The organism is Noviherbaspirillum sp. ST9 (genome assembly GCF_048799745.1).
In the GTDB taxonomy this organism is placed as follows: Bacteria; Pseudomonadota; Gammaproteobacteria; order Burkholderiales; family Burkholderiaceae_D; genus Noviherbaspirillum.
This window is the reverse complement of sequence record NZ_JBLWFR010000004.1, coordinates 432,626-454,805: the sequence shown is the minus strand read 5'-3', so window position 1 is coordinate 454,805 and position 22,180 is coordinate 432,626. Positions and strand designations below refer to the sequence as shown.

The window sequence follows — 22,180 nt, the reverse complement described above, 5'->3', positions numbered from 1 at the left end:
GCAGTGCCTTCAACGATGCGAAGGCGACTATTCAAACTACTATTAGAAACGGAAGTGGGAGAACGCCTTGTTGGCTTCTGCCATGCGGTGCACTTCATCACGCTTCTTCATCGCACCGCCGCGGCCTTCCGCAGCTTCCATCAGCTCACCGCCCAGACGCTGCGGCATGGACTTTTCGCTGCGCTTGTTGGCAGCTTCGCGGAGCCAGCGCATGGACAGTGCCATACGACGCACCGGACGCACTTCGACCGGCACCTGATAGTTGGCACCGCCGACGCGGCGGGACTTGACTTCGACCATCGGCTTGCAGTTGTTGATTGCAGCGGTGAAGACTTCCAGCGGATCCTTGCCGGACTTGGTCTTGATGTGGTCAAACGCACCGTAGATGATGTTTTCGGCGACCGATTTTTTACCGGACAGCATCAGGACGTTGACGAACTTCGCTACTTCAACATTGCCGAACTTCGGATCCGGCAGAATTTCCCGCTTGGGGACTTCACGACGACGTGGCATTTCGATTCCTTTCACTCTTCAGTTGAGCGTCGGCACAGAGTGATTTGCCGCTCGCTCGCGGATGGCCATCATGACCCTCCACTTACTCGACCCCTAACTTTTGTCCTGGGCCGACTCACAATCCGCGCGGTGAAGCACCTGCGGAAAACCTGATTACTTCTTGGCTGCGCCAGCCTTTGCACGCTTCGCGCCGTACTTCGAACGCGCCTGCTTACGATCCTTGACGCCCTGGGTATCCAGCGCACCGCGAACCATGTGGTAACGCACACCCGGCAAGTCCTTCACACGGCCACCGCGGATCAGCACGACGCTGTGCTCTTGCAGGTTGTGGCCTTCACCGCCGATGTACGAAATGACTTCGAAACCGTTGGTCAGGCGCACCTTGGCAACCTTACGAAGCGCCGAGTTCGGCTTCTTCGGGGTCGTGGTGTACACGCGGGTGCAAACACCGCGCTTTTGCGGGCTGTTTTCCAGCGCCGGCGATTTGCTCTTGGCGTGTGCGGAAACACGCGGCTGGCGAATCAGTTGATTGATGGTTGGCATCGGTCTTTAATCCAACAAAATAACTGCGTTAATAAAAATACAGTCCCGGAATCGATTGTCCGGAACCAGGAGGGAAAACTGTGCGTTGGACACTTGATCCAGCGCCTCGATTCGGGCGAGGGATAAGCGTTACAAAAGGCGGGAAATTCAGACCAAAGAACGCTTAGACCATGGAAAGCCTAAAATCGAGAACTCGCGAGTATATCCCTGTTGCTGTGCGTCGTCAATCAATGCGATGGGCGACAATCCTGGGTGCCGAAGGCCTTTCCTAACCTCTGTTGAAAAACAGTAACGTCGTGTAAGCAAGTAATTACATACAGTTGTTTCGCACATTTCTGTAGCGACAGGTCATTTCCACGCATAAACTGAAGCCCGGCGATTCTCTTCGCTGACCTTTTTGTTTCCGGAAAGCCATGCGTTCGCTGCTGCGTCCTCCTGTTCTGTTCGTCCTTTTTTCCTATCTGGCGCTGTCGGCGATGCCATTTGTCCCCTTGCTCTTTGGCCGGGCCGTGGACGAGGTCGGTGGCATCGTGGCGATCGAGTTCGTGGCATGGCTGGCATTGTGGGCTGCTTTTTCACGTCCGGCCTGGTTTCACTGGCTTCTTCTTCCTGCATTCCTGCTTCTTCCGGTAGAACTCTATTTGCAGGCTCTGTATAACCAGGGTATATCGACACATCACCTTGGAATCATTGCGGAGACCAGTCCGCGTGAGTCGCTCGAATTCCTGGGAAACCGGTTGTGGCTGCTTCTCGCTGCGTTCGCCGCCGTAATCGTTTGGTGGATAGGGAGCTGGAAGTCGGCATGCCGCACCGAAGTGTTGAATTGGACGGACAACTCGCGGTGGATAACAATCGCCCTCCTTTCGGGGGCGCTTGCCGTGTGGATGTATGGCGACTATTTCGGTGTGGCGCGTGAATCTGACGTTGGCAAAAAGGCGGCGGCGTCCTCGCACGCTTCCGCACTCCCGAAACTTCCCGCCTGGCTGGAAGTGCCATTCGATGGAAAGGCATTTGGCAAGTCATGGCCGTTCGGCCTCGCAGCACGCGGGGCTGAGTTCTGGCAGGAGCGGCGCTACCTCGCCGATCTGTCACGTCGCAGCGATTCCTTTTCCTTCGGTGCCACGCAGTCGGCTTCCGTGAACGCGCCTCAAGTTGTGGTCATGGTCGTTGGGGAGTCCGCGCGTTTTGACCGCTGGAGCCTGAACGGTTACAAGCGGGAGACCAATCCATTGTTGCAGAAGGAAGCGAACCTCGTCAGCCTGTCCAATGTCGTGACGGCTGTCTCCGCGACGCGATTGTCTGTTCCGGTACTCGTCTCACGGAAGCCGGCGCGGTTGAGCCTCCAGGCAGGATTTGCGGAGAAGTCATTTCTTACCGCGTTCAAGGAGGCTGGATTCAAAACATGGTGGCTGTCGAACCAGATGACGTTCGGCCAGTTCGACACGCCAGTATCGGTGTTTGCCAAGGAAGCCGATGTCGCGCAATTCCTCAACCTCGGCGGCTTTTCTGCGCAATCAAGCTTCGATAATGTCCTTTTGCCTCCCTTGCAGGCGGCGATGCAGGATCCGTCACCGAAGAAGCTGATCGTGCTCCATACCCTCGGCAATCATTGGAACTACAGCCACCGTCATCCGAAGGAGTATGACAAGTGGCAGCCGTCGCTGTTTGGCGTCGCCAGCCCTGCTTACAGCGATCGGGCGATCAAGGAACAACTGAACAACAGTTACGACAACTCGATTCTCTACACCGACTGGTTCCTGTCGGAAGTCATCCGGACCCTGAAGTCTTCCCCGCAGATCGGCTTGATGATGTACGTGTCCGACCACGGACAGACGCTATACGACGGGAGCTGCGGTTATGCGTTCCACGGCCACAACACGCAGTTCGAATTTCATGTGCCGGCCTTGGTCTGGTATTCCGAACTGTATCGCGCGACGCACCCTGCAAAGGTAAATCAGCTGCTGCGAAACAAGAGGGCAAAACTGGCAACGGAAAACGTGTTCCACAGCCTGGTCGACATGGCCGATATTCGCTACGAAGGCGAGCAGCTGGAGCGCAGTTTCGTCAGCAAGGAATTCAAGCAGCACAAGCGCTATGTCGACAGCTACGGCTGGACCGACTACGACAATGCGACATTCAAGGGCGATTGCCGCGAGGTGATCGACAAAGGTAAACCGCTGGCGCAAGAAAAGTGACGACGCCAAAAACAAAAACGGCACCAGGGTCGCCCCTGGTGCCGTTTTGTTTTACCAACTGAAGGTCGATCAGCCTTCTTCGCCTTCCGGAGTGCCGTTGCCACCGGCAGTTGCTTCCTCGGCTTCGGCCGCACGGGCCTGTTCCTCGGCTTGCAGCAGCGCGGTGCGCTCTTCGGCTTCCCAGGTTTCCTTTTCCTTGCGGGCACGGTGGTAAGCCAGACCGGTACCAGCCGGGATCAGGCGGCCGACGATGACGTTTTCCTTCAGACCACGCAGGCCGTCCTTCTTGCCCATGATCGCGGCTTCGGTAAGCACGCGGGTGGTTTCCTGGAACGACGCAGCGGAGATGAACGAATCCGTCGACAGCGATGCCTTGGTAATACCGAGCAGCACGTTCTCGTACGTTGCCGGACGCTTGTTCTCGGCAATGACGCGATCGTTTTCGTCCAGCAGTTCCGAACGCTCGACCTGCTCACCCGGGATATAGGACGTATCGCCTGCATCGACAACCTGCACGCGGCGCAGCATCTGGCGGACGATCACTTCAATGTGCTTGTCGTTGATCTTCACGCCCTGCAGACGGTACACGTCCTGCACTTCGTCGACGATATAGCGAGCGAGCGCTTCGATACCCAGGAGGCGCAGGATGTCCTGCGGATCGGCCGGGCCGTCCACGATCATTTCACCCTTGTTCACCACCTGGCCGTCGTGCACCAGCACTTGCTTGTCCTTGGTAATCAGGAACTCGTGCTTGTTGCCGTCCATGTCGGTGATTTCCAGGCGCTGCTTGCCCTTGGTCTCCTTACCGAATGCCACCGTACCGGTGACTTCCGCCAGCATGCCGGCATCCTTCGGCGAACGTGCTTCGAACAGTTCGGCGACGCGCGGCAGACCACCGGTAATGTCACGGGTCTTCTGCGATTCGGTCGGGATACGTGCAAGCACTTCACCCACGGACACCAGCTGGCCATCCTTCACGGTGATCAGCGCGCCGACCTGGAAGCCGATGGTCACGGCGTGTTCGGTGCCGGCGATCTTCACTTCCTCGCCCTTTTCGTTCAGCAGTTTCACCTGCGGACGAACCACCTTGCTGGAGGAACCGCGACGCTTGGCGTCGATGACCACCAGGGTGGACAGACCGGTCACTTCGTCGATCTGCTTCGCAACGGTCACGCCTTCTTCGACGTTCTCGAACTTCACCGTACCGGAGTACTCGGTGATGATCGGACGGGTCAGCGGATCCCAGGTTGCCAGTGCGGTGCCGGCCTTGATGGTCAGGCCGTCCTTGACCAGCAGGGTCGCGCCGTACGGCACCTTGTGACGCTCGCGCTCACGGCCGTGGTCGTCGGTGATCAGCACTTCGCCGGAACGGGAAATGACGATCTGCTCGCCCTTGCCGTTGGTGACGTAGCGCATGGTCGCGGTGAATCGGACCGTACCGTTCGACTTGGCTTCCACGGACGAGGCAACTGCTGCACGCGATGCCGCACCACCGATGTGGAAGGTACGCATCGTGAGCTGGGTGCCCGGTTCGCCGATCGACTGCGCAGCGACCACACCCACTGCTTCGCCGGCGTTGACCAGCATGCCGCGGCCGAGATCACGGCCGTAGCACTTGGCGCAGAGGCCATAGCGGGTGTCGCAGGTCAGCGGCGTGCGGACCTTCACTTCGTCGATGCCGAGGCGTTCGATTTCTTCGACGGCGTCTTCATCCAGCAGGGTGCCGGCTTCAAACAGGGTTTCCTGGGTTTCCGGATTGACGACATCATTTGCGGAGACGCGGCCAAGGATACGGTCGCGCAGCGCTTCGATGACTTCACCACCTTCGACCAGCGCCTTCATCGACGCGCCGTTGGCGGTGCCGCAATCGTCTTCAATTACGACCAGATCCTGGGTCACGTCGACCAGACGACGCGTCAGGTAACCGGAGTTCGCGGTCTTCAATGCGGTATCGGCCAGACCCTTACGAGCACCGTGCGTCGAGATGAAGTACTGCAGAACGTTCAGGCCTTCGCGGAAGTTCGCGGTAATCGGCGTTTCGATAATGGAGCCGTCCGGCTTCGCCATCAGGCCGCGCATACCGGCGAGCTGGCGAATCTGCGCTGCGGAGCCGCGGGCGCCCGAGTCGGCCATCATGTAAATCGCGTTGAACGATTCCTGGGTGCCCTTGGTGCCGTCGCGCTTGACGACGTCTTCCACCTTGAGCTGCTCCATCATCGCCTTGCCGACTTCGTCGCCGGCCTTGCCCCAGATGTCCACGACCTTGTTGTAGCGTTCGCCTGCGGTGACGAGACCGGACGCGTACTGCTGTTCGATCTGTTTCACTTCGTGTTCGGCCTGCGCAATGATCGTGACCTTCTGCGGCGGCACCAGCATGTCGTCCACGCAGATCGAGATACCGGCGCGGGTTGCGAGACGGAAGCCCGACTGCATCAGCTGGTCGGCAAACACCACAGTGGCGCGCAGACCGCACTTGCGGAAAGACGTGTTAATGAGCTTCGAGATTTCCTTTTTCTTCAGGGCGCGGTTCAGCACGGTGAACGGCAGGCCCTTCGGCAGGATTTCCGACAGGATGGCGCGGCCAACTGTCGTCTCGTAGCGCTTGATCGACTTCACGAATTCGCCGGTCGCCGGATCCTTCGGATACTCGGTGATACGGACCGTGATGCGGGTGGTCAGCTCGACTTCCTTGTTGTCGTACGCGCGGATCACTTCCGACACGTCCGGGAACATCATGCCTTCGCCCTTGCCGTTGATCTTTTCACGGGTGGCGTAGTACAGACCCAGCACGATATCCTGCGACGGCACGATCGACGGTTCGCCGTTCGACGGGAACAGGATGTTGTTGGAGGCCAGCATCAGCGTGCGGGCTTCCATCTGTGCTTCGATCGACAGCGGAACGTGGACAGCCATCTGGTCACCGTCGAAGTCGGCGTTGAACGCCGCGCAAACGAGCGGGTGCAGCTGGATTGCCTTGCCTTCGATCAGGACCGGCTCGAACGCCTGGATGCCGAGACGGTGCAGCGTCGGTGCACGGTTGAGCAGGACCGGATGTTCGCGGATGACTTCTTCCAGAATGTCCCACACCACCGGTTCTTGCATTTCGACCAGCTTCTTCGCGGCCTTGATGGTCGTTGCCAGGCCCATCAGTTCCAGCTTGTTGAAGATGAAGGGCTTGAACAGTTCGAGCGCCATCAGCTTCGGCAGGCCGCACTGGTGCAGCTTGAGCTGCGGACCCACCACGATGACCGAACGGCCGGAGTAGTCGACGCGCTTGCCCAGCAGGTTCTGACGGAAGCGGCCGCCCTTACCCTTGATCATTTCAGCCAGCGACTTCAGCGGACGCTTGTTGGCACCGGTCATGGCCTTGCCGCGGCGGCCGTTGTCGAGCAGAGAGTCGACGGCTTCCTGCAGCATGCGCTTTTCGTTGCGCGTAATGATTTCCGGAGCGCGCAGTTCCATCAGGCGCTTCAGACGGTTGTTACGGTTGATGACGCGGCGATACAGGTCGTTGAGGTCGGAGGTCGCGAAGCGGCCGCCATCCAGCGGCACCAGCGGACGCAGTTCCGGCGGCAGCACGGGCAGCACTTCCATGATCATCCAGTCCGGCTTGATGCCGGAACGCTGGAATGCCTCGAGCACCTTCAGGCGCTTGGCGTACTTCTTGATCTTGGCTTCAGACTTGGAGTCCTTCAGTTCCTGGCGCAGGGTCTCGACGTCGCGGTCGATGTCGATCGAACGCAGCAGTTCGCGGATACCTTCGGCGCCCATGAATGCAACGAAGTCGTCGCCGTACTCTTCGTACTTGGCGGCGTAATCGTCTTCCGACATGATCTGGCACTTCTTCAGGGGGGTCATGCCGGGATCGGTTACGACGTAAGCTTCGAAGTACAGCACGCGCTCGATGTCGCGCAGCGTCATGTCGAGCACCATGCCCAGGCGGGACGGCAGCGACTTCAGGAACCAGATGTGCGCGGTCGGCGAGGCCAGTTCGATGTGGCCCATGCGCTCGCGGCGCACCTTGGCCAGCGTGACTTCAACGCCGCACTTTTCGCAGATGACGCCGCGGTGCTTCAGGCGCTTGTACTTGCCGCACAGGCACTCGTAGTCCTTGATCGGGCCAAAGATCTTGGCGCAGAACAGGCCGTCACGCTCCGGCTTGAAGGTACGGTAGTTGATGGTTTCCGGCTTCTTGACTTCGCCGTAGGACCAGGAACGGATCTTCTCGGGCGATGCGAGGCCAATCTTGATCGCATCGAATTGTTCGCTTTGCTGTACTTGCTTGAATAGATCGAGCAGTGCTTTCATTTCTCTCACTCCAGTGTGGCGTGAATGACGCTTGGCAGCGCGGTGTGAACTTGGTGAATCGCTATTACCCTGTTCGCATCGCCGGGAGAGCCCTTCGCCCTGAGGCGAGAGTTCCGACGATACCGGGAGCGGTCATCGCATCCCCACGTTGCCGAATACTTTTTGCCTGCCGGCGCAGGGCCGGCAGGGCTTTCCTTCCTTAGTCCCTCTCGAGGTCGATATCGATACCCAGCGAGCGGATTTCCTTCACAAGAACGTTGAAGGATTCTGGCATGCCGGCGTCGATCACGTGGTCACCCTTGACCAGGTTCTCGTACACCTTGGTACGGCCGGTGACATCGTCCGACTTGACCGTGAGCATTTCCTGCAGCACGTAAGACGCGCCGTAGGCTTCCAGTGCCCAGACTTCCATTTCGCCGAAGCGCTGGCCGCCGAACTGCGCCTTGCCGCCCAGCGGCTGCTGGGTAACGAGCGAGTACGGGCCGGTAGAACGCGCGTGCATCTTGTCGTCGACCAGGTGGTGCAGCTTGAGCACGTGCATGTAGCCGACGGTGACGGTGCGCTCGAAGGCTTCACCGGTGCGGCCGTCATACATCGTGACCTGGTTCTTCGACGGCGTCATGCCGAGGTTCTTGGCGATGTCGTCCGGATAAGCGAGGTCGAGCATGCGGCGGATTTCGTCTTCATGCGCGCCGTCGAACACCGGAGTCGCGAACGGAACGCCATGCTTCAGGTTGTTCGCCAGTGCCAGGATCTCTTCATCGCTGAAGCTGTCGAGGTCTTCGGACTTGCCGGACTCGTTGTAGATCGTGGTCAGGAACTTGCGCAGTTCAGCGGCCTTCGCCTGCTGCTGCAGCATCTCGCCGATGCGCAGGCCCAGGCCCTTCGAGGCCCAGCCCAGGTGCACTTCGAGAACCTGACCGACGTTCATACGCGACGGAACACCCAGCGGGTTCAGCACGATGTCAGCCGGCGTGCCGTCTGCCATGTACGGCATGTCTTCCACCGGAACGATGCGCGAAACCACACCCTTGTTACCGTGACGGCCTGCCATCTTGTCGCCAGGTTGCAGGCGGCGCTTCACTGCGAGGTAGACCTTGACCATCTTCTGCACGCCCGGCGGCAGTTCGTCGCCCTGGGTCAGCTTCTTGCGCTTCTCTTCGAAGGCGAGGTCGAACTGGTGACGCTTCTCGGCGATGGATTCCTTGATGGCTTCCAGCGCGGCGGCGAGGTCGTCGTCAGCGGGACGGATGTCGAACCAGTGGTACTTGTCCAGGTCGTCCAGGTATTCCTTGGTCAGCGCGGTGCCCTTTGACAGCTTCTTCGGACCGCCGTTGACGACCTTGCCGATCAACATCTTCTCGAGACGCTGGAAGGCGTCGCCTTCCACGATACGCAGCTGGTCGTTCAGGTCGAGGCGATAGCGCTTCAGTTCATCGTCGATGATCTGTTGGGCGCGCTTGTCGCGCGGGATGCCTTCGCGGGTAAAGACTTGCACGTCGATGACGGTACCAACCATGCCGGACGGCACGCGCAGCGAGGTGTCCTTCACGTCGGATGCCTTCTCGCCGAAGATCGCGCGCAGCAGCTTCTCTTCCGGCGTCAGCTGGGTTTCGCCCTTCGGCGTCACCTTGCCGACCAGCACGTCGCCGGCTTCGACTTCCGCACCGATGTACACGATGCCGGATTCGTCGAGGCGGGCCAGCTGGTTTTCTGCGAGGTTCGAGATGTCGCGGGTAATTTCTTCCGCGCCAAGCTTGGTGTCACGGGCAACGACGGACAGTTCTTCGATGTGGATCGAGGTGTAGCGGTCGTCTGCAACCACACGCTCCGAGATCAGGATCGAGTCCTCGAAGTTGTAGCCGTTCCACGGCATGAACGCCACCAGCATGTTCTGGCCGAGCGCGAGTTCGCCGAGATCGGTCGATGCGCCGTCAGCGATCACGTCATGCTTGGCAACACGGTCGCCGACCTTCACGATCGGACGCTGGTTGATGTTGGTGTTCTGGTTGGAACGGGTGTACTTGATCAGGTTGTAAATGTCCACACCGACTTCGCCCGCTGCCGCTTCGTTGTCGTTCACACGAATCACGACACGGCCCGCGTCGACGTAGTCAACCACGCCGCCGCGCAGGGCCTGCACGGTGGTGCCGGAGTCGACAGCCACGGTGCGCTCGATACCGGTACCGACGAATGCTTTTTCCGGACGCAAGCAGGGAACTGCCTGACGTTGCATGTTGGCGCCCATCAATGCGCGGTTCGCGTCATCGTGCTCGAGGAACGGAATCAGCGAGGCTGCGACCGACACCACCTGGCCCGGGGCCACGTCCATGTACTGGACGCGTTCCGGCGACACGAGGATAGTTTCACCGGCCTGACGCGCTGATACCAGTTCATCGGACAGCTTGCCTTCCTTGTCGATGGTCGCGTTCGCCTGGGCGATCACGTAGCGGCCCTCTTCAATGGCGGACAGGTAATCGATCTGGTTGGTCACGCCGCTGTTGTCGACCTTGCGGTACGGTGTCTCGAGGAAGCCGTATTCGTTCAGGCGAGCATACAGCGCCAGCGAGTTGATCAGGCCGATGTTTGGACCTTCCGGCGTTTCAATCGGGCACACGCGGCCGTAGTGGGTCGGGTGCACGTCGCGGACTTCGAAGCCTGCGCGCTCGCGCGTCAGACCGCCCGGGCCAAGTGCCGAGACGCGGCGCTTGTGGGTAATTTCCGACAGCGGGTTGGTCTGGTCCATGAACTGCGACAACTGCGACGAACCGAAGAACTCACGGATGGCAGCCGAGATCGGCTTGGAGTTGATCAGGTCGTGCGGCATCAGGTTGTCAGCTTCCGCCTGGCCGAGACGCTCCTTCACCGCGCGCTCGACGCGGACGAGGCCGGCGCGGAACTGGTTCTCCGCCAGTTCGCCGACACAACGTACGCGGCGATTGCCGAGGTGATCGATATCGTCCACTTCGCCGCGGCCGTTGCGCAGTTCGACCAGGATCTTGATCACGGCGAGGATGTCTTCGTTCGACAGCGTCATCGTGCCGGTCAGTTCATCGCGGCCGATGCGGCGGTTGAACTTCATGCGGCCGACTGCGGACAGGTCGTAACGCTCTTCGCTGTAGAACAGGCCGTTGAACAGCGCCTCGACCGATTCTTCGGTCGGCGGCTCGCCGGGGCGCATCATGCGGTAGATCGCGACGCGTGCGGCCATCTGGTCGACGGTGTCGTCCATGCGCAGGGTTTGCGAAATGTACGCGCCCTGGTCGAGGTCGTTGGTGTACAGCGTCTGGATGTCGGTCACGCCGGCATCGCGCAGGCGTGCCAGGGATTCTTCCGTCAGCTCATCATTGGCGTTGGCAATCACTTCGCCGGTTTCGGCGTCGACGATGTTCTTCGCCAGGACACGGCCGAGCAGATAGTCTTCCGGCACGGAGATGTGCTTGATGCCCGCGCCTTCGATTTCACGCACATGCTTGGCATTGATGCGCTTGTCCTTGGCGACGATGACCTTGCCGGCCTTGTCGGTGATGTCAAAACGCGCAACTTCCCCGCGCAGGCGCTCGGAAACGAACTCCATCTCGCCACCATCCGCACGGAGAGTGAAATTGTCGAACACGAAGAAGTTGGCGAGGATCTGCTCCGGCGTCATGCCGATGGCCTTCAGCAGGATCGTGACTGGCATCTTGCGGCGACGGTCGACGCGGAAGAACAGGATGTCCTTCGGATCGAATTCGAAATCGAGCCAGGAGCCACGATACGGAATGATGCGCGCGGAGAACAGCAGCTTGCCGGACGAATGCGTCTTGCCCCGATCATGTTCGAAGAACACGCCCGGGGAACGATGCAGCTGCGATACGATCACGCGCTCGGTACCGTTGATAACGAACGAACCATTCGCGGTCATGAGCGGAAGTTCGCCCATGTACACTTCCTGCTCCTTCATTTCCTTCACGACGGGCTTGGTCGGCGATTCCTTGTCCAGGATGACCAGGCGCACCTTGGCGCGCAGGGGCGACGCGAACGTCAAGCCACGCTGTTGGCACTCTTTTACGTCAAAGGGCGGATCACCCAACACATACGACAGAAACTCTAGCCGCGCGAAACCGTTGTGGGATACGATGGGGAAAATCGAGGTGAAGGCGGATTGCAAGCCCTCGTTCTTGCGTTGCGACGTTGCTTTATCGGCCTGCAGGAAGCTCGTGTATGACTCGAGCTGGGTCGCCAGCAGGAACGGAACGTTGTGGACGTTAGCGCGCTTCGCGAAGGACTTGCGAATGCGCTTCTTCTCAGTAAATGAGTAGTGCATGGACACTCCGTGAGTGACAGGAAGGATGGAGAATTCAGGACTCGCCGGCGACGTTCATGTCACCCCGTGCAATCTGCGAAACCTCAAGTCTCGGCCCTTCGGACCTAACTAGACTACTTTCTGCGCCGTTTCCCCTGCCTCATATACCCGCATAGGGAAAAAGGCTAACCAAAAATACAAAACGACAAAGGAGCCAAAGCCGAACCCTTCCTTTCGGAAAGGTTCTGAGCTTTGACTCCGGCGATACAGACTCGCCCTGGCAAGCCGAAATTACTTGAGATCGGCCTTGGCGCCAGCTTCTTCCAGCTTCTTCTTGGCAGCTTCTGCATCTGCCTTGGCGATGCCTTCCTTGACCGGCTTCGGTGCACCGTCGACCAGGTCCTTGGCTTCCTTCAGGCCCAGGCCGGTGATTTCGCGGACGGCCTTGATGACGCCAACCTTGTTCGCGCCCACTTCGGACAGAACAACGGTGAACTCGGTCTGCTCTTCAGCAGCCGGAGCAGCGGCGCCGCCACCTGCCGGGCCTGCGACTGCCATTGCAGCTGCGGACACGCCGAACTTTTCTTCAAAAGCCTTGACCAGGTCGTTCAGGTCCATCACGGACATCTGGCCTACTGCTTCAAGGATATCTTCTTTGCTGATTGCCATTTGAAACTCCTAAATTTTGATTCGGTAATTACATCTGATTGGTATAGACGCGAACAGGAACGAGGGCGAATTACGCCGCTTCGGATTCCTTCTTGGCTGCAAGAGCAGCCAGCGCGCGGGCAAAGCCGGAAACCGGAGCCTGCATCACACCCAACAACTGGGAGATGAGGACTTCGCGGCTCGGGATGTTTGCCAATGCAGTCACACCCGCTTTATCAAGCGACTTGCCTGCATAGTTACCTGCCCTGATAACCAGTTTGTCGTTGCCCTTGGAAAAGTCGTGAACGACTTTTGCTGCAGCAACGGCGTCTTCGGAGATCGAATAGATCAACGGACCGGTCATTTCAGAGGCGAGGCTGGCAAACGGCGTACCTTCAACGGCGCGACGTGCAAGCGTGTTTTTCAACACGCGCATGTACACACCTTGGGCACGCGCTTTGGCGCGCAGTTGCGTCAAGGAACCAACCTGGATGCCACGGTATTCGGCCACGACGATGGTCTGCGCAGTTGCTACCTTTGCGGAGACTTCGGCGACGACGGCCTTCTTGTCATTCAGATTGAGACTCAAGATCAACCTCCAAAAGTGATGCTCGACAAAATGTCTTGCATCGTTTCGAACACGGCGTCCGAAGTTCAGGAGTTCAGGCTAGCGAACTAGCTTTGAGACTACAAAACTTGTCGGGTTCACCATCTGCGTTGGGTATCGGCGCTTGCGCTGCCGGTGTTTAACTTCGTGCACTGCCTGCATGCACTCGGCCCAACGGTCTTTGACAATCCAGCCCCTCTTCAAACCTGCCGAAGCGGGACCAGCCCAAAGATGCGCCTCGCGCGGCGTTGCTGCGCGAGGACTTGATTCCTTACATTAAGCCGCCAGGCTTGCCTGATCGACGCGGACGCCAGCGCCCATCGTCGAGGAGATCGCCACCTTGCGCAGGTAGACGCCCTTGCTGGTTGCCGGCTTGGCCTTGTTCAGCGCTTCGATCAGCGCGACCAAGTTGGTCTTCAGATCGGCGTCGCTGAACGACTTGCGACCGATGGTCGCGTGAATGATACCTGCCTTGTCGGTGCGGTACTGAACCTGACCTGCCTTGGCGTTCTTGACTGCGGTCGCAACGTCCGGGGTCACGGTACCGACCTTCGGGTTCGGCATCATGCCACGCGGGCCAAGGATCTGACCGAGCGTACCGACGATACGCATGGTGTCCGGCGAAGCGATAACGATGTCGAACGGCATGTCGCCAGCCTTGATGCGCTCTGCCAGGTCTTCCATGCCAACGATGTCGGCGCCAGCAGCCTTGGCAGCTTCAGCCTTGTCACCGGAAGCGAACACGGCGACGCGAACGGTCTTGCCGGTACCTGCAGGCAGAACGACGGAGCCGCGAACAACCTGGTCCGACTTCTTGGCGTCAACGCCGAGTTGCACTGCGACGTCGATGGATTCGTTGAACTTGGCAGTGGCGCACTCTTTGATCAGGGAAACTGCCTGGTCAAACGGATACTGCTTGGTACGGTCAACTTTTGCCTTGATTTCTTTTGCGCGCTTGGACAGCTTAGCCATTACAGACCCTCCACCGTGATACCCATGGAACGAGCGGAACCGGCGATCGTGCGTACGGCTGCGTCCATGTCAGCTGCCGTGAGATCCGGCATCTTGGTTGTTGCGATTTCTTCCGCTTGCTTGCGGGTGATCTTGCCGACCTTGTCGGTATGCGGCTTGGCCGAACCCTTCTGGATGCCAGCGGCCTTCTTGATCAGGATCGTTGCCGGCGGCGTCTTCATCACGAAAGTGAAAGACTTGTCCGCGAAGGCGGTGATCACGACCGGAATCGGCAGACCCGGCTCGACGCCTTGCGTCTGGGCGTTGAAGGCCTTGCAGAATTCCATGATGTTCAGACCGCGCTGACCCAGCGCCGGGCCGATCGGGGGGGACGGGTTTGCTTTACCAGCCGGCACTTGCAGCTTGATAAAACCGATAATTTTCTTTGCCATGATGGCTCCTACGTTGATTGAGTGTTAGCGCCTGTTCGCCGCCTTCCGGCAACTATTGGGGCTCCTCCAGGTACTGCTTTCCGGGATTCCGCAAGCCATCCGGCGTGCGACGCTCCAAGGGGCGCTTATTGCGAATCTTTTAAAGAACGGCCGGCTTAGACTTTTTCAACCTGGCCAAATTCCAGCTCGACCGGCGTAGCGCGGCCGAAGATGGTGACGGAGACGCGTACGCGCGACTTCTCGTAGTTGACTTCTTCAACGTTGCCGTTGAAGTCAGTGAATGGACCATCCTTGATGCGGACCAGCTCGCCCACTTCGTACAACACCTTGGGACGCGGCTTTTCCACACCCTCCTGCATCTGGTGCAGGATTTTGTCGACTTCGTGCGGCGGAATCGGGGTCGGCTTGTTGGACTTGCCGCCGATAAAGCCGGTGACCTTGCTGGTGTTCTTCACCAGGTGCCAGGTCTCGTCGGTCATTTCCATCTCGACCAGCACATAGCCGGGGAAGAAACGACGCTCGGTGACAGACTTCTGGCCGTTCTTGACCTCGATAACCTCTTCGGTCGGCACCAGGATCTGGCCGAACTTGTCCTGCATGCCGGCGCGCTCGATGCGCTCCGTCAAAGCACGTTGCACGCTCTTCTCCATGCCGGAGTAGGCGTGCACCACATACCAACGCTTGTTGCCGGCCGAGGATTGAGCTGCGACCGGGGCGCCAGCTGCGCCGTCTTGCGTGTTCTCGCTCATTACTTTTTCCAGCCCAGGATCAGGTCGTACAACACAAATTCAAGAAGCTTGTCGGTGCCCCACAGGAAGATCGCCATGACGAGCACAAAACCGAAGACAACAGCGGTGATCTGCATCGCCTCCTTGCGCGTCGGCCATACGACCTTCTTTGCTTCGCGGATGGATTCCTTGGAGAAGCCGAGGAAATCGCGGCCAGGCTGGGAAGTCCATGCGACGGCAATCGCGACAAGCAGACCGGCGACGAGCGCTGCGGCGCGCACGATGGTCGGCTTGTCGGACAAGAAATAAAAACCGACGACCCCCGCAACAACGGCACAAATAGCAAGAGCGACCTTTACCTTGTCGCTCGATGTGTTGACGGTTTCTACCGGTTGGTTAGACATACTTGTTTCTTTCGGTGCCCTGCACCTGAATCAGGTGGCAGGGGCAGAGGGAATCGAACCCCCAACCTTCGGTTTTGGAGACCGACGCTCTGCCAATTGAGCTATACCCCTACGCGAAAACTTCGCTTGAATTGACAACGCTGCGGCGCCGGGAGATCTGCCCGACAGCCGCAGCGCAGCGATTCATGGATTACTCGATGATCTTGGCAACGACGCCGGCGCCGACGGTACGGCCGCCTTCGCGGATTGCGAAGCGCAGACCTTCTTCCATCGCGATCGGGTTGATCAGCTTCACAGTGATCGACACGTTGTCGCCCGGCATGACCATCTCTTTACCTGCCGGCAGTTCGATCGCGCCGGTGACGTCCGTGGTACGGAAGTAGAACTGCGGACGGTAGTTGTTGAAGAACGGGGTGTGACGACCGCCTTCATCCTTCGACAGAACGTAGATCTCGCCGGTGAAGTGGCTGTGCGGCTTGATCGAACCCGGCTTGGCCAGAACCTGGCCACGCTCGACGTCTTCACGCTTGGTACCGCGCAGCAGCACGCCGACGTTGTCGCCAGCTTGACCCTGGTCCAGCAGCTTGCGGAACATTTCCACGCCGGTGCAGGTGGTCTTCTGGGTGTCGCGGATGCCGACGATTTCGATTTCTTCGCCGACCTTGATGATGCCGCGCTCAACGCGACCGGTCACCACGGTGCCGCGGCCGGAGATCGAGAACACGTCTTCCACCGGCATCAGGAAGGTACCGTCGATGGCACGCTCCGGGGTCGGGATGTAGGTGTCCAGCGCTTCGGCCAGCTTCATGATCGCGCCTTCGCCCAGGTCGCCCTTATCGCCTTCCAGCGCCAGCTTGGCCGAACCGCGAACGATCGGCAGATCGTCGCCGGGGAATTCGTACTTGGACAGGAGCTCGCGCACTTCCATTTCGACCAGCTCGAGCAGCTCGGCGTCGTCGACCATGTCGCACTTGTTCAGGAACACGATGATGTACGGCACACCGACCTGACGGGCCAGCAGGATGTGCTCGCGGGTCTGCGGCATCGGGCCGTCAGCAGCGGAGCACACCAGGATCGCGCCGTCCATCTGCGCGGCACCGGTAATCATGTTCTTGACGTAGTCGGCGTGGCCGGGGCAGTCAACGTGGGCGTAGTGGCGGTTGGCGGTTTCGTATTCGACGTGCGCGGTGTTGATGGTAATGCCGCGTGCCTTTTCTTCCGGCGCTGCATCGATTTCATCGTACTTCTTCGCTTCGCCGCCGAACTTGGCCGACAGCACCGTCGCGATTGCCGCGGTCAGCGTGGTCTTGCCATGGTCAACGTGACCGATCGTGCCTACATTCACGTGCGGTTTGGTCCGCTCAAACTTGCCTTTTGCCATTTTCGACTCCTAACGTTTTGATGGGAATGTCCAGGCACGAGCCCGACTGCTTGCCATTTCGAGAAAACTGGTGCCCTTGACGTGGATTGAACACGTGGCCTCTCCCTTACCAAGGGAGTGCTCTACCACTGAGCTACAAGGGCATCTTTGCCGTCCGCACTGAACTGCTGCGTCCAACTAAAACCTGGAGCGGGTGAAGGGAATCGAACCCTCGTCGTAAGCTTGGAAGGCTTCAGCTCTACCATTGAGCTACACCCGCAAGGACCTTCAACCGCAATAATCACCTGCTTAGACACTGGTGGAGGGGGCTGGATTCGAACCAGCGTACTCGTAAGAGGGCAGATTTACAGTCTGCTGCCATTAACCACTCGGCCACCCCTCCGCAGGGAACCTCAAACTATAGTAGAGACCCCCATGGGCTGTCAACCAAAAAATCTGGTTGCGAAGTAATTTTCGCATTTTCCGTCAATAAACCAGGCCCTGGATGTGGCTTTTCCGGCTGTTCAGAATCGGGTTTCCCTCGCCGCGGCAAGGAATTCATCGAGGATTGGTGTGCAGTCGAGCAGTTCCGAACTGCCTCCTCGGTGAAATTCCGGATGCCATTGCAACCCCATCACGAAGCGGGCCTTGCGGTATCGGACTGCCTCGACAATGTTGTCGTTGCCGGAAACGGCTTCGACAACGAGATCGCGGCCGAGGTCCTTTACAGCCTGATGGTGGATGGAATTCACGAGGGCTTCGGGTTTGGCCGGGAAAAGGCCAGCAAGCGCAGATCCCTGCTGAAAATGGATGACGTGGTAATGACTGTCGTACAAATCGCTTACGTGCTGGATCGCGGTCGGCACGTCCGATGCGATGTCCTGGTAAAGCGTACCGCCAAAAGCAACGTTGATCAGCTGGCAGCCCCGGCAAATACCGAGGACTGGCTTGCCGGCTTCAACGAATTCGTGCAGGAGCTCCAACTCATACATGTCACGTGCGCGATCCCCGCTCCACTCCGGGCGGGTCGCCGCCTCTGAGTAAGTCTGCGGGGAAACATCGGCGCCGCCTTGCAGGACGAGGCCGTCCAAGTGTTTGGCGTAGTCGCGCAACCGGATGTTGCTCGGATGGAGAAGCCCGCTGTTGTTGACAGTTGGAATCATGAAGACCATGACATCACGCGACATAACCCATTGCGCAATGGACTCTTCAAGGTATTGCAAGGTTTTGCTGCGCAATCCTTTGGCGCCGGCCTCCGGGTGGAAAATCCGTGCCGAGATGCCGATCTTCAGGGTGCGTTGGGTGAGGCGGTGAAGGATGCGGTCGGACAGAGCGCGCACGCGCGCGCCGATGATCCGTTGCGTCTGCTTCCAAGGCGAATCCTGACGGTGAATACGGCGTGGCCGGTCGAATGCCGGGCTCTGCCCCGTGGCGGCCTCGGAGGAGGCGGGTGATTCGGCTGCTGCTTGTGTGCTGTTCTTTTCTGTCATGGGTTTGAGTGGCAAGACGGGTAACACTCTGACCGTGGTGTTGCACGGCAGGTTCATCGTCTCCCGGACAGGCGATCACACTCTCGGCATGGACAGGATTACAATCAGCGCCTTCAGCTTACGTCAAGGACACGAATGATCACGATCTATCATAACCCGCGCTGCTCAAAGTCGCGCGAGGCGCTGGCGCTTGTGGAAGCCTTTGCCGTCCGCAAGCAGATTCCGGTCAATGTCGTGGAATACTTGACCTCCCCTCCCAGCCTGGCCGAGCTCGAGGCGTTGCAGGTCATGCTGGGATGCGCGCCGTCCGAGATGGTGCGAGGCAATGAAGAAGAGTTTGCTGCGCTCGGCCTGGCGCACGCTGCTGATGCGGATTTGCTGCGGGCGATCGCTGCGCATCCCAAGCTGCTGCAGCGGCCGATTGTCGTATTCGGCAGGCGGGCTGTCATTGGGCGACCGCCAGAGCTGGTTTCCGGCCTGCTTGAGGACTGACCGCCTATTCGGCGCCCGGCGGCTTGATGCCGTATTTTTTCAGGATGCTCTTGTAGAGGTCGGACAGCGGCACCAGTCGGGGGTTGTTGGGATCGAGCCTGCGCGCCGCTTCGATGTAGCCCCTGACCTGATCGCCCAGCTTGCCTTCCCAGCCGACGTTTTCCAGGTATTTGAGGACCGCGACGGCGGCATTGAATACAACCTGGGGATTTTGCGGCAGCTTGTGCACGGCCGCGGTCATGAGTTGCACCGCGCCCTGGTAGTCGCCCTGGCGCGCCTTTTCCGCACCGCTGGACACAAGGTCGACCACGTGTCGCCGGCTTTCCTTGGCGACGGTTTCAGCCAGCTCCTTCTTGCCGGCCTTTTCGAACACACTCATTGCCTTGGCCAGGGCCGCGTCGTCGGAGGCATTGCTCATGACGTCGCGCATGACTTCGGCCGCGCCGTTGTCGAGGGCCTGTGCCAGGCAATTCCTGGCCAGTTCCATCTTCAGGTCATTGGAAATTCCGACGGCGTCGCGGCACGCCGCAACCGCTGCATTGAGTTCCTCTGCTGCCTTTTCATCGTTACCCAACTCCTTCTGGACCAGCGCGGACGACAAGGCGCGGCAGGCAGGTGTCTTTTCCAGGTTGCCGAGCGACTTCTCCATGTCGCGGATTACTGACGAAGCCTGCTGGGTGTCCCCCTTTTTCACGAGGGTCCGCACCAGGCGGACATGGTCTTCCGGATCGCGGAATTCCGAGTATTTGGCCTTGGTGACGACTTTCTGGAAGGACTTCTCCGCTGTTTCGACGTCGCCGGTTTCGAGTGCAACATCGCCTAGCTTGCGCAGGCGGCGCACGGCGTGGGGGGAAATGACGACTGCGCCCGCGAGGACTTCCTTTGCCTGAGGCAATTGGTCCTGCGCCTCATGGGTCTTTGCCAGCCAGTCATAGGCATCCATGTACCTGCTGTTTTCCTCGACCAGCGTCTGCAGCAAGGCCTCGGCCTCGCCGAACTCGCCTTGCATGAAAAGGGTTTTTGCAAGCCCCAGCCGCGCCCAGGCGACGGCCTTGGTCTGCAACAGCTCCTGGTAAATCTTCTCCGCCTCCGCCGCCTCGCCAAGGATGACGTGCAGTTCGGCGCGCAGACGCATGAAGTCGATGGCCCATCTTGGATATTTGCCCTCCCCGATCCTGCAGATGTCGATGGCATCCACCAGGTTGCCATGTTCCATGAGATGGTAGGCGGGCAGGAAGGCCGTGCGCTTTTCGATGGCGCGCGCAATCCGGTCCATCAGTGTATCGGCGGTGAACGGCTTGAGGATGTAGTCGGTCGGGGCCAGTTCCGCCGCGCTGACCACCTTTTCATAGGCGCGCTCGGCGGTGACGATGATGAACACCGTCCACAGCGGAATCAGTTTGTTATGGCGCAGGTCTTCGAGCAGCTGCTGCCCGTCCTGTCCGTCGCCGAGGTCGTATTCGCAGAGGATGAGGTCGTAGGACTTGCCCTTGAGCGGACGGATCGCCGTGCCGGAGCTGACGGCATGGTCAATCTTCGTGATGCCGCACAAGTTGAGCATGTTGTGCATGCTGGCGCGCATTCCCGAGTGCGGCTCGACGATCATTGCGGTCAAACTACGAAGCGAAGTCATTTATTCCGGTTCCGTGCAGCGCCAACCAAGGTATGCGGGCCGGCCTTCCCCGCCCCAAGGATGCCAAAATACCACTGTCGGCGAGAAAAGCAAACTTGTCCGGCGCAACCTTTTCGCCTTTAACGCTCGGGCGAGCGCATCCGGATGGCTGCCAGCACGGCAAGCGCACAGAACAGCGCGACCAGGAAGAAGGTTTCATTGAATGCCTTCAGGCGCGCTTCCGGAAGGGGCTCCCCTGTGCCCTGATAGACCGCCAAGCGCCATTCAAGCACGATGCCCACCAGACTGACGCCGATCGCTCCGCCGAGCTGGCGGAGGAAATTGATCGTGCTGGCGCCCTGCGCAATCATGCCTTGATCCACGCCACGCATGGCGCCAAGGCTGAGTGAAGGCAGGACGAAGCCCAGGCCGATCCGTCCGATGATTGCCCACACCATGAAGGTGACATAACCGGTCGAGGATGAGCCGATGGCGATCAGCCCGAACGACAGGGCCAGCAGGGCAAGGCCGACGGAAACCAGTACGTTCGGCGGAAAAAGGTCGGCCAGCTTGCCGGCGACGATGATGGTCACCGCCAGGACGACGCCAGCGGGAAGCAGGACCAGCCCGGCCTGGGACGGAGCGTAGTGCAGCGCCATCTGCATGTAGACCGGGAGCAGGTAGGTGGACCCGAACAGTCCGGCGCCGTAAATGAAGGCAACGAGTGCACCGGCCGCGAACTGGGGATAGCGGAACAGGCCCATGTTCATCAGTGCGTCCTTTGCACGCAACTGGTAAAAGACGAAGCCCACCAATGCCGCAAGACCGATCGCGATCATCGGCACGGATTGCAGCAATCCGTCATGAAGATGGACGAGGCCATTCAGCAGGCTGGTGATGCCGACGCAGGCCAGCAAGAGGCCGCGCCAGTCGAGGGGTTTCGCCTCCCCCATCAACGTCGAATTCACCGGCAGCAAGCGCTGGACCATGGCAAGCACGATCAGGCAGAACGGCACCACGACGAAAAAGATCGATTGCCAGCCGAAATGCTCGACCAGGAAGCCGCCGACGCTCGGCCCGATTGCCGGGGCGAGGACGACGCCGAAGCCGAAGATGCCCATTGCCTTGCCCTGCTCCTGCTTGTCGAACGAACGGAACACGACGATGGAAGGAATCGGCTGCAGGATTCCGGCAGCGAGGCCCTCGGCCACCCGCATCGAGAGCAGCATCGGGTAATTGATGCTGAGCCCGCCAACGACGCCGCCGAACAGCAGGAGCAGGATTGCGCCCATGTAGGTCCGCCTTAGGCCATAGCGCAGCAGGAACCAGGGCGTGGTAAGCATCGACAGCGTCATTGCCAGCATGAAACCGGCCGACACCCATTGCGCGCGCTCCTGGCCGAGAACGAAATGCTGGCTGAGGTCGGGAACCGCGACATTGACGATGGTGGAGGACATGATCGACGCCATCGTGCCGATCATGACGGTGAGCAGCACCAACCATTTGTAGCGGCTGCCGTAGCGCTGGCGGAGCTGTTCTAGGGTGGGCTGCATCCGGAAACATGAAGGGGGGAAGCCGACAGTATAGGGTGT

Annotated in this window: 16 protein-coding genes and 4 tRNA genes; 2 read left to right on the top strand and 18 right to left on the bottom strand. The window is 59.5% G+C overall.

Annotated features, from left to right (window positions below; genetic code table 11):
* Nucleotides 1–42: 42 nt before the first annotated feature.
* Nucleotides 43–513 carry a 30S ribosomal protein S7 gene (gene rpsG, locus ACNOHI_RS11240; RefSeq protein WP_088710581.1) on the bottom strand — a complete coding sequence of 157 codons (471 nt, stop codon included), beginning with the start codon at nucleotides 511–513 and terminating at the stop codon, nucleotides 43–45.
* A 153-nt stretch (nucleotides 514–666) separates the two neighbouring features.
* Nucleotides 667–1,056 (bottom strand): 30S ribosomal protein S12, encoded by a 390-nt coding sequence (rpsL, locus tag ACNOHI_RS11235; RefSeq protein ID WP_088710582.1) that lies wholly within the window; start codon nucleotides 1,054–1,056, stop codon nucleotides 667–669.
* A 413-nt stretch (nucleotides 1,057–1,469) separates the two neighbouring features.
* On the opposite strand from rpsL, the gene ACNOHI_RS11230 reads away from it, so the two are divergent.
* On the top strand, nucleotides 1,470–3,251 hold the full coding sequence (locus tag ACNOHI_RS11230; protein ID WP_420474761.1) for a phosphoethanolamine transferase: 1,782 nt from the start codon (nucleotides 1,470–1,472) through the stop codon (nucleotides 3,249–3,251).
* Between the two features lie 69 nt (nucleotides 3,252–3,320).
* Here the strand turns inward: ACNOHI_RS11230 and rpoC are convergent, their stop codons facing one another.
* From rpoC to ACNOHI_RS11160, 14 genes are all read right to left on the bottom strand, one after another.
* A complete protein-coding gene (gene rpoC / locus ACNOHI_RS11225; RefSeq protein WP_420474760.1) occupies nucleotides 3,321–7,559 on the bottom strand; it encodes a DNA-directed RNA polymerase subunit beta' in 4,239 nt (1,412 codons plus the stop codon).
* A 199-nt stretch (nucleotides 7,560–7,758) separates the two neighbouring features.
* Nucleotides 7,759–11,865: a DNA-directed RNA polymerase subunit beta gene (rpoB, locus tag ACNOHI_RS11220; RefSeq protein WP_420474759.1), complete on the bottom strand. Its 4,107-nt coding sequence runs from the start codon at nucleotides 11,863–11,865 to the stop codon at nucleotides 7,759–7,761.
* A gap of 270 nt (nucleotides 11,866–12,135) precedes the next feature.
* Nucleotides 12,136–12,513, bottom strand: a complete 378-nt coding sequence (gene rplL, locus ACNOHI_RS11215; protein WP_420474758.1) for a 50S ribosomal protein L7/L12 — start codon at nucleotides 12,511–12,513, stop codon at nucleotides 12,136–12,138.
* Nucleotides 12,514–12,583: 70 nt separating this feature from the next.
* Entirely contained in the window at nucleotides 12,584–13,081 is a 498-nt protein-coding gene (gene rplJ / locus ACNOHI_RS11210; RefSeq protein ID WP_420474757.1) for a 50S ribosomal protein L10, read from the bottom strand.
* Nucleotides 13,082–13,375: 294 nt separating this feature from the next.
* On the bottom strand, nucleotides 13,376–14,071 hold the full coding sequence (gene rplA / locus ACNOHI_RS11205) for a 50S ribosomal protein L1 (protein ID WP_420474756.1): 696 nt from the start codon (nucleotides 14,069–14,071) through the stop codon (nucleotides 13,376–13,378).
* Nucleotides 14,071–14,502: a 50S ribosomal protein L11 gene (rplK, locus tag ACNOHI_RS11200; protein ID WP_040039168.1), complete on the bottom strand. Its 432-nt coding sequence runs from the start codon at nucleotides 14,500–14,502 to the stop codon at nucleotides 14,071–14,073. The genes rplA and rplK overlap by 1 nt, the downstream gene beginning before the upstream one ends.
* Before the next feature lie 155 nt (nucleotides 14,503–14,657).
* Entirely contained in the window at nucleotides 14,658–15,251 is a 594-nt protein-coding gene (gene nusG / locus ACNOHI_RS11195; protein ID WP_420474755.1) for a transcription termination/antitermination protein NusG, read from the bottom strand.
* Complete coding sequence (gene secE, locus ACNOHI_RS11190) at nucleotides 15,251–15,634, bottom strand: preprotein translocase subunit SecE (RefSeq protein WP_420474754.1); 384 nt, start codon at nucleotides 15,632–15,634, stop codon at nucleotides 15,251–15,253. The genes nusG and secE overlap by 1 nt, the downstream gene beginning before the upstream one ends.
* Before the next feature lie 35 nt (nucleotides 15,635–15,669).
* Nucleotides 15,670–15,745: transfer RNA gene (locus tag ACNOHI_RS11185), tRNA-Trp, on the bottom strand.
* 79 nt (nucleotides 15,746–15,824) lie between these two features.
* Nucleotides 15,825–17,015, bottom strand: a complete 1,191-nt coding sequence (gene tuf / locus ACNOHI_RS11180; protein ID WP_420474753.1) for an elongation factor Tu — start codon at nucleotides 17,013–17,015, stop codon at nucleotides 15,825–15,827.
* Between the two features lie 68 nt (nucleotides 17,016–17,083).
* Nucleotides 17,084–17,158: transfer RNA gene (locus ACNOHI_RS11175), tRNA-Thr, on the bottom strand.
* 42 nt (nucleotides 17,159–17,200) lie between these two features.
* Nucleotides 17,201–17,274, bottom strand: a tRNA-Gly gene (locus ACNOHI_RS11170).
* A 37-nt stretch (nucleotides 17,275–17,311) separates the two neighbouring features.
* Nucleotides 17,312–17,397: transfer RNA gene (locus ACNOHI_RS11165), tRNA-Tyr, on the bottom strand.
* A gap of 121 nt (nucleotides 17,398–17,518) precedes the next feature.
* A complete protein-coding gene (locus ACNOHI_RS11160) occupies nucleotides 17,519–18,541 on the bottom strand; it encodes a gamma-glutamyl-gamma-aminobutyrate hydrolase family protein (protein WP_420474752.1) in 1,023 nt (340 codons plus the stop codon).
* A 78-nt stretch (nucleotides 18,542–18,619) separates the two neighbouring features.
* On the opposite strand from ACNOHI_RS11160, the gene arsC reads away from it, so the two are divergent.
* Nucleotides 18,620–18,976, top strand: coding sequence for an arsenate reductase (glutaredoxin) (arsC, locus tag ACNOHI_RS11155; RefSeq protein WP_420474751.1), 357 nt, complete (start codon nucleotides 18,620–18,622; stop codon nucleotides 18,974–18,976).
* Nucleotides 18,977–18,980: 4 nt separating this feature from the next.
* Here the strand turns inward: arsC and ACNOHI_RS11150 are convergent, their stop codons facing one another.
* Both ACNOHI_RS11150 and ACNOHI_RS11145 read right to left on the bottom strand, forming a co-directional pair.
* Entirely contained in the window at nucleotides 18,981–20,609 is a 1,629-nt protein-coding gene (locus tag ACNOHI_RS11150; RefSeq protein ID WP_420474750.1) for a tetratricopeptide repeat protein, read from the bottom strand.
* A gap of 119 nt (nucleotides 20,610–20,728) precedes the next feature.
* Entirely contained in the window at nucleotides 20,729–22,141 is a 1,413-nt protein-coding gene (locus tag ACNOHI_RS11145; RefSeq protein WP_420474749.1) for a DHA2 family efflux MFS transporter permease subunit, read from the bottom strand.
* Between the last annotated feature and the right edge of the window lie 39 nt (nucleotides 22,142–22,180).

Bases quoted from the DNA above. Each gene is read 5' to 3' on its own strand.
- rplL (WP_420474758.1), bottom strand. From the start codon at position 12,513: ATGGCAATCAGCAAAGAAGATATCCTTGAAGCAGTAGGCCAGATGTCC.
- tuf (WP_420474753.1), bottom strand. From the start codon at position 17,015: ATGGCAAAAGGCAAGTTTGAGCGGACCAAACCGCACGTGAATGTAGGC.
- secE (WP_420474754.1), bottom strand. From the start codon at position 15,634: ATGTCTAACCAACCGGTAGAAACCGTCAACACATCGAGCGACAAGGTA.
- ACNOHI_RS11230 (WP_420474761.1), top strand. From the start codon at position 1,470: ATGCGTTCGCTGCTGCGTCCTCCTGTTCTGTTCGTCCTTTTTTCCTAT.
- ACNOHI_RS11145 (WP_420474749.1), bottom strand. From the start codon at position 22,141: ATGCAGCCCACCCTAGAACAGCTCCGCCAGCGCTACGGCAGCCGCTAC.
- rpoB (WP_420474759.1), bottom strand. From the start codon at position 11,865: ATGCACTACTCATTTACTGAGAAGAAGCGCATTCGCAAGTCCTTCGCG.
- rpoC (WP_420474760.1), bottom strand. From the start codon at position 7,559: ATGAAAGCACTGCTCGATCTATTCAAGCAAGTACAGCAAAGCGAACAA.
- rpsL (WP_088710582.1), bottom strand. From the start codon at position 1,056: ATGCCAACCATCAATCAACTGATTCGCCAGCCGCGTGTTTCCGCACAC.
- rplK (WP_040039168.1), bottom strand. From the start codon at position 14,502: ATGGCAAAGAAAATTATCGGTTTTATCAAGCTGCAAGTGCCGGCTGGT.
- ACNOHI_RS11150 (WP_420474750.1), bottom strand. From the start codon at position 20,609: ATGACTTCGCTTCGTAGTTTGACCGCAATGATCGTCGAGCCGCACTCG.
- nusG (WP_420474755.1), bottom strand. From the start codon at position 15,251: ATGAGCGAGAACACGCAAGACGGCGCAGCTGGCGCCCCGGTCGCAGCT.
- rpsG (WP_088710581.1), bottom strand. From the start codon at position 513: ATGCCACGTCGTCGTGAAGTCCCCAAGCGGGAAATTCTGCCGGATCCG.
- rplA (WP_420474756.1), bottom strand. From the start codon at position 14,071: ATGGCTAAGCTGTCCAAGCGCGCAAAAGAAATCAAGGCAAAAGTTGAC.
- arsC (WP_420474751.1), top strand. From the start codon at position 18,620: ATGATCACGATCTATCATAACCCGCGCTGCTCAAAGTCGCGCGAGGCG.
- ACNOHI_RS11160 (WP_420474752.1), bottom strand. From the start codon at position 18,541: ATGAACCTGCCGTGCAACACCACGGTCAGAGTGTTACCCGTCTTGCCA.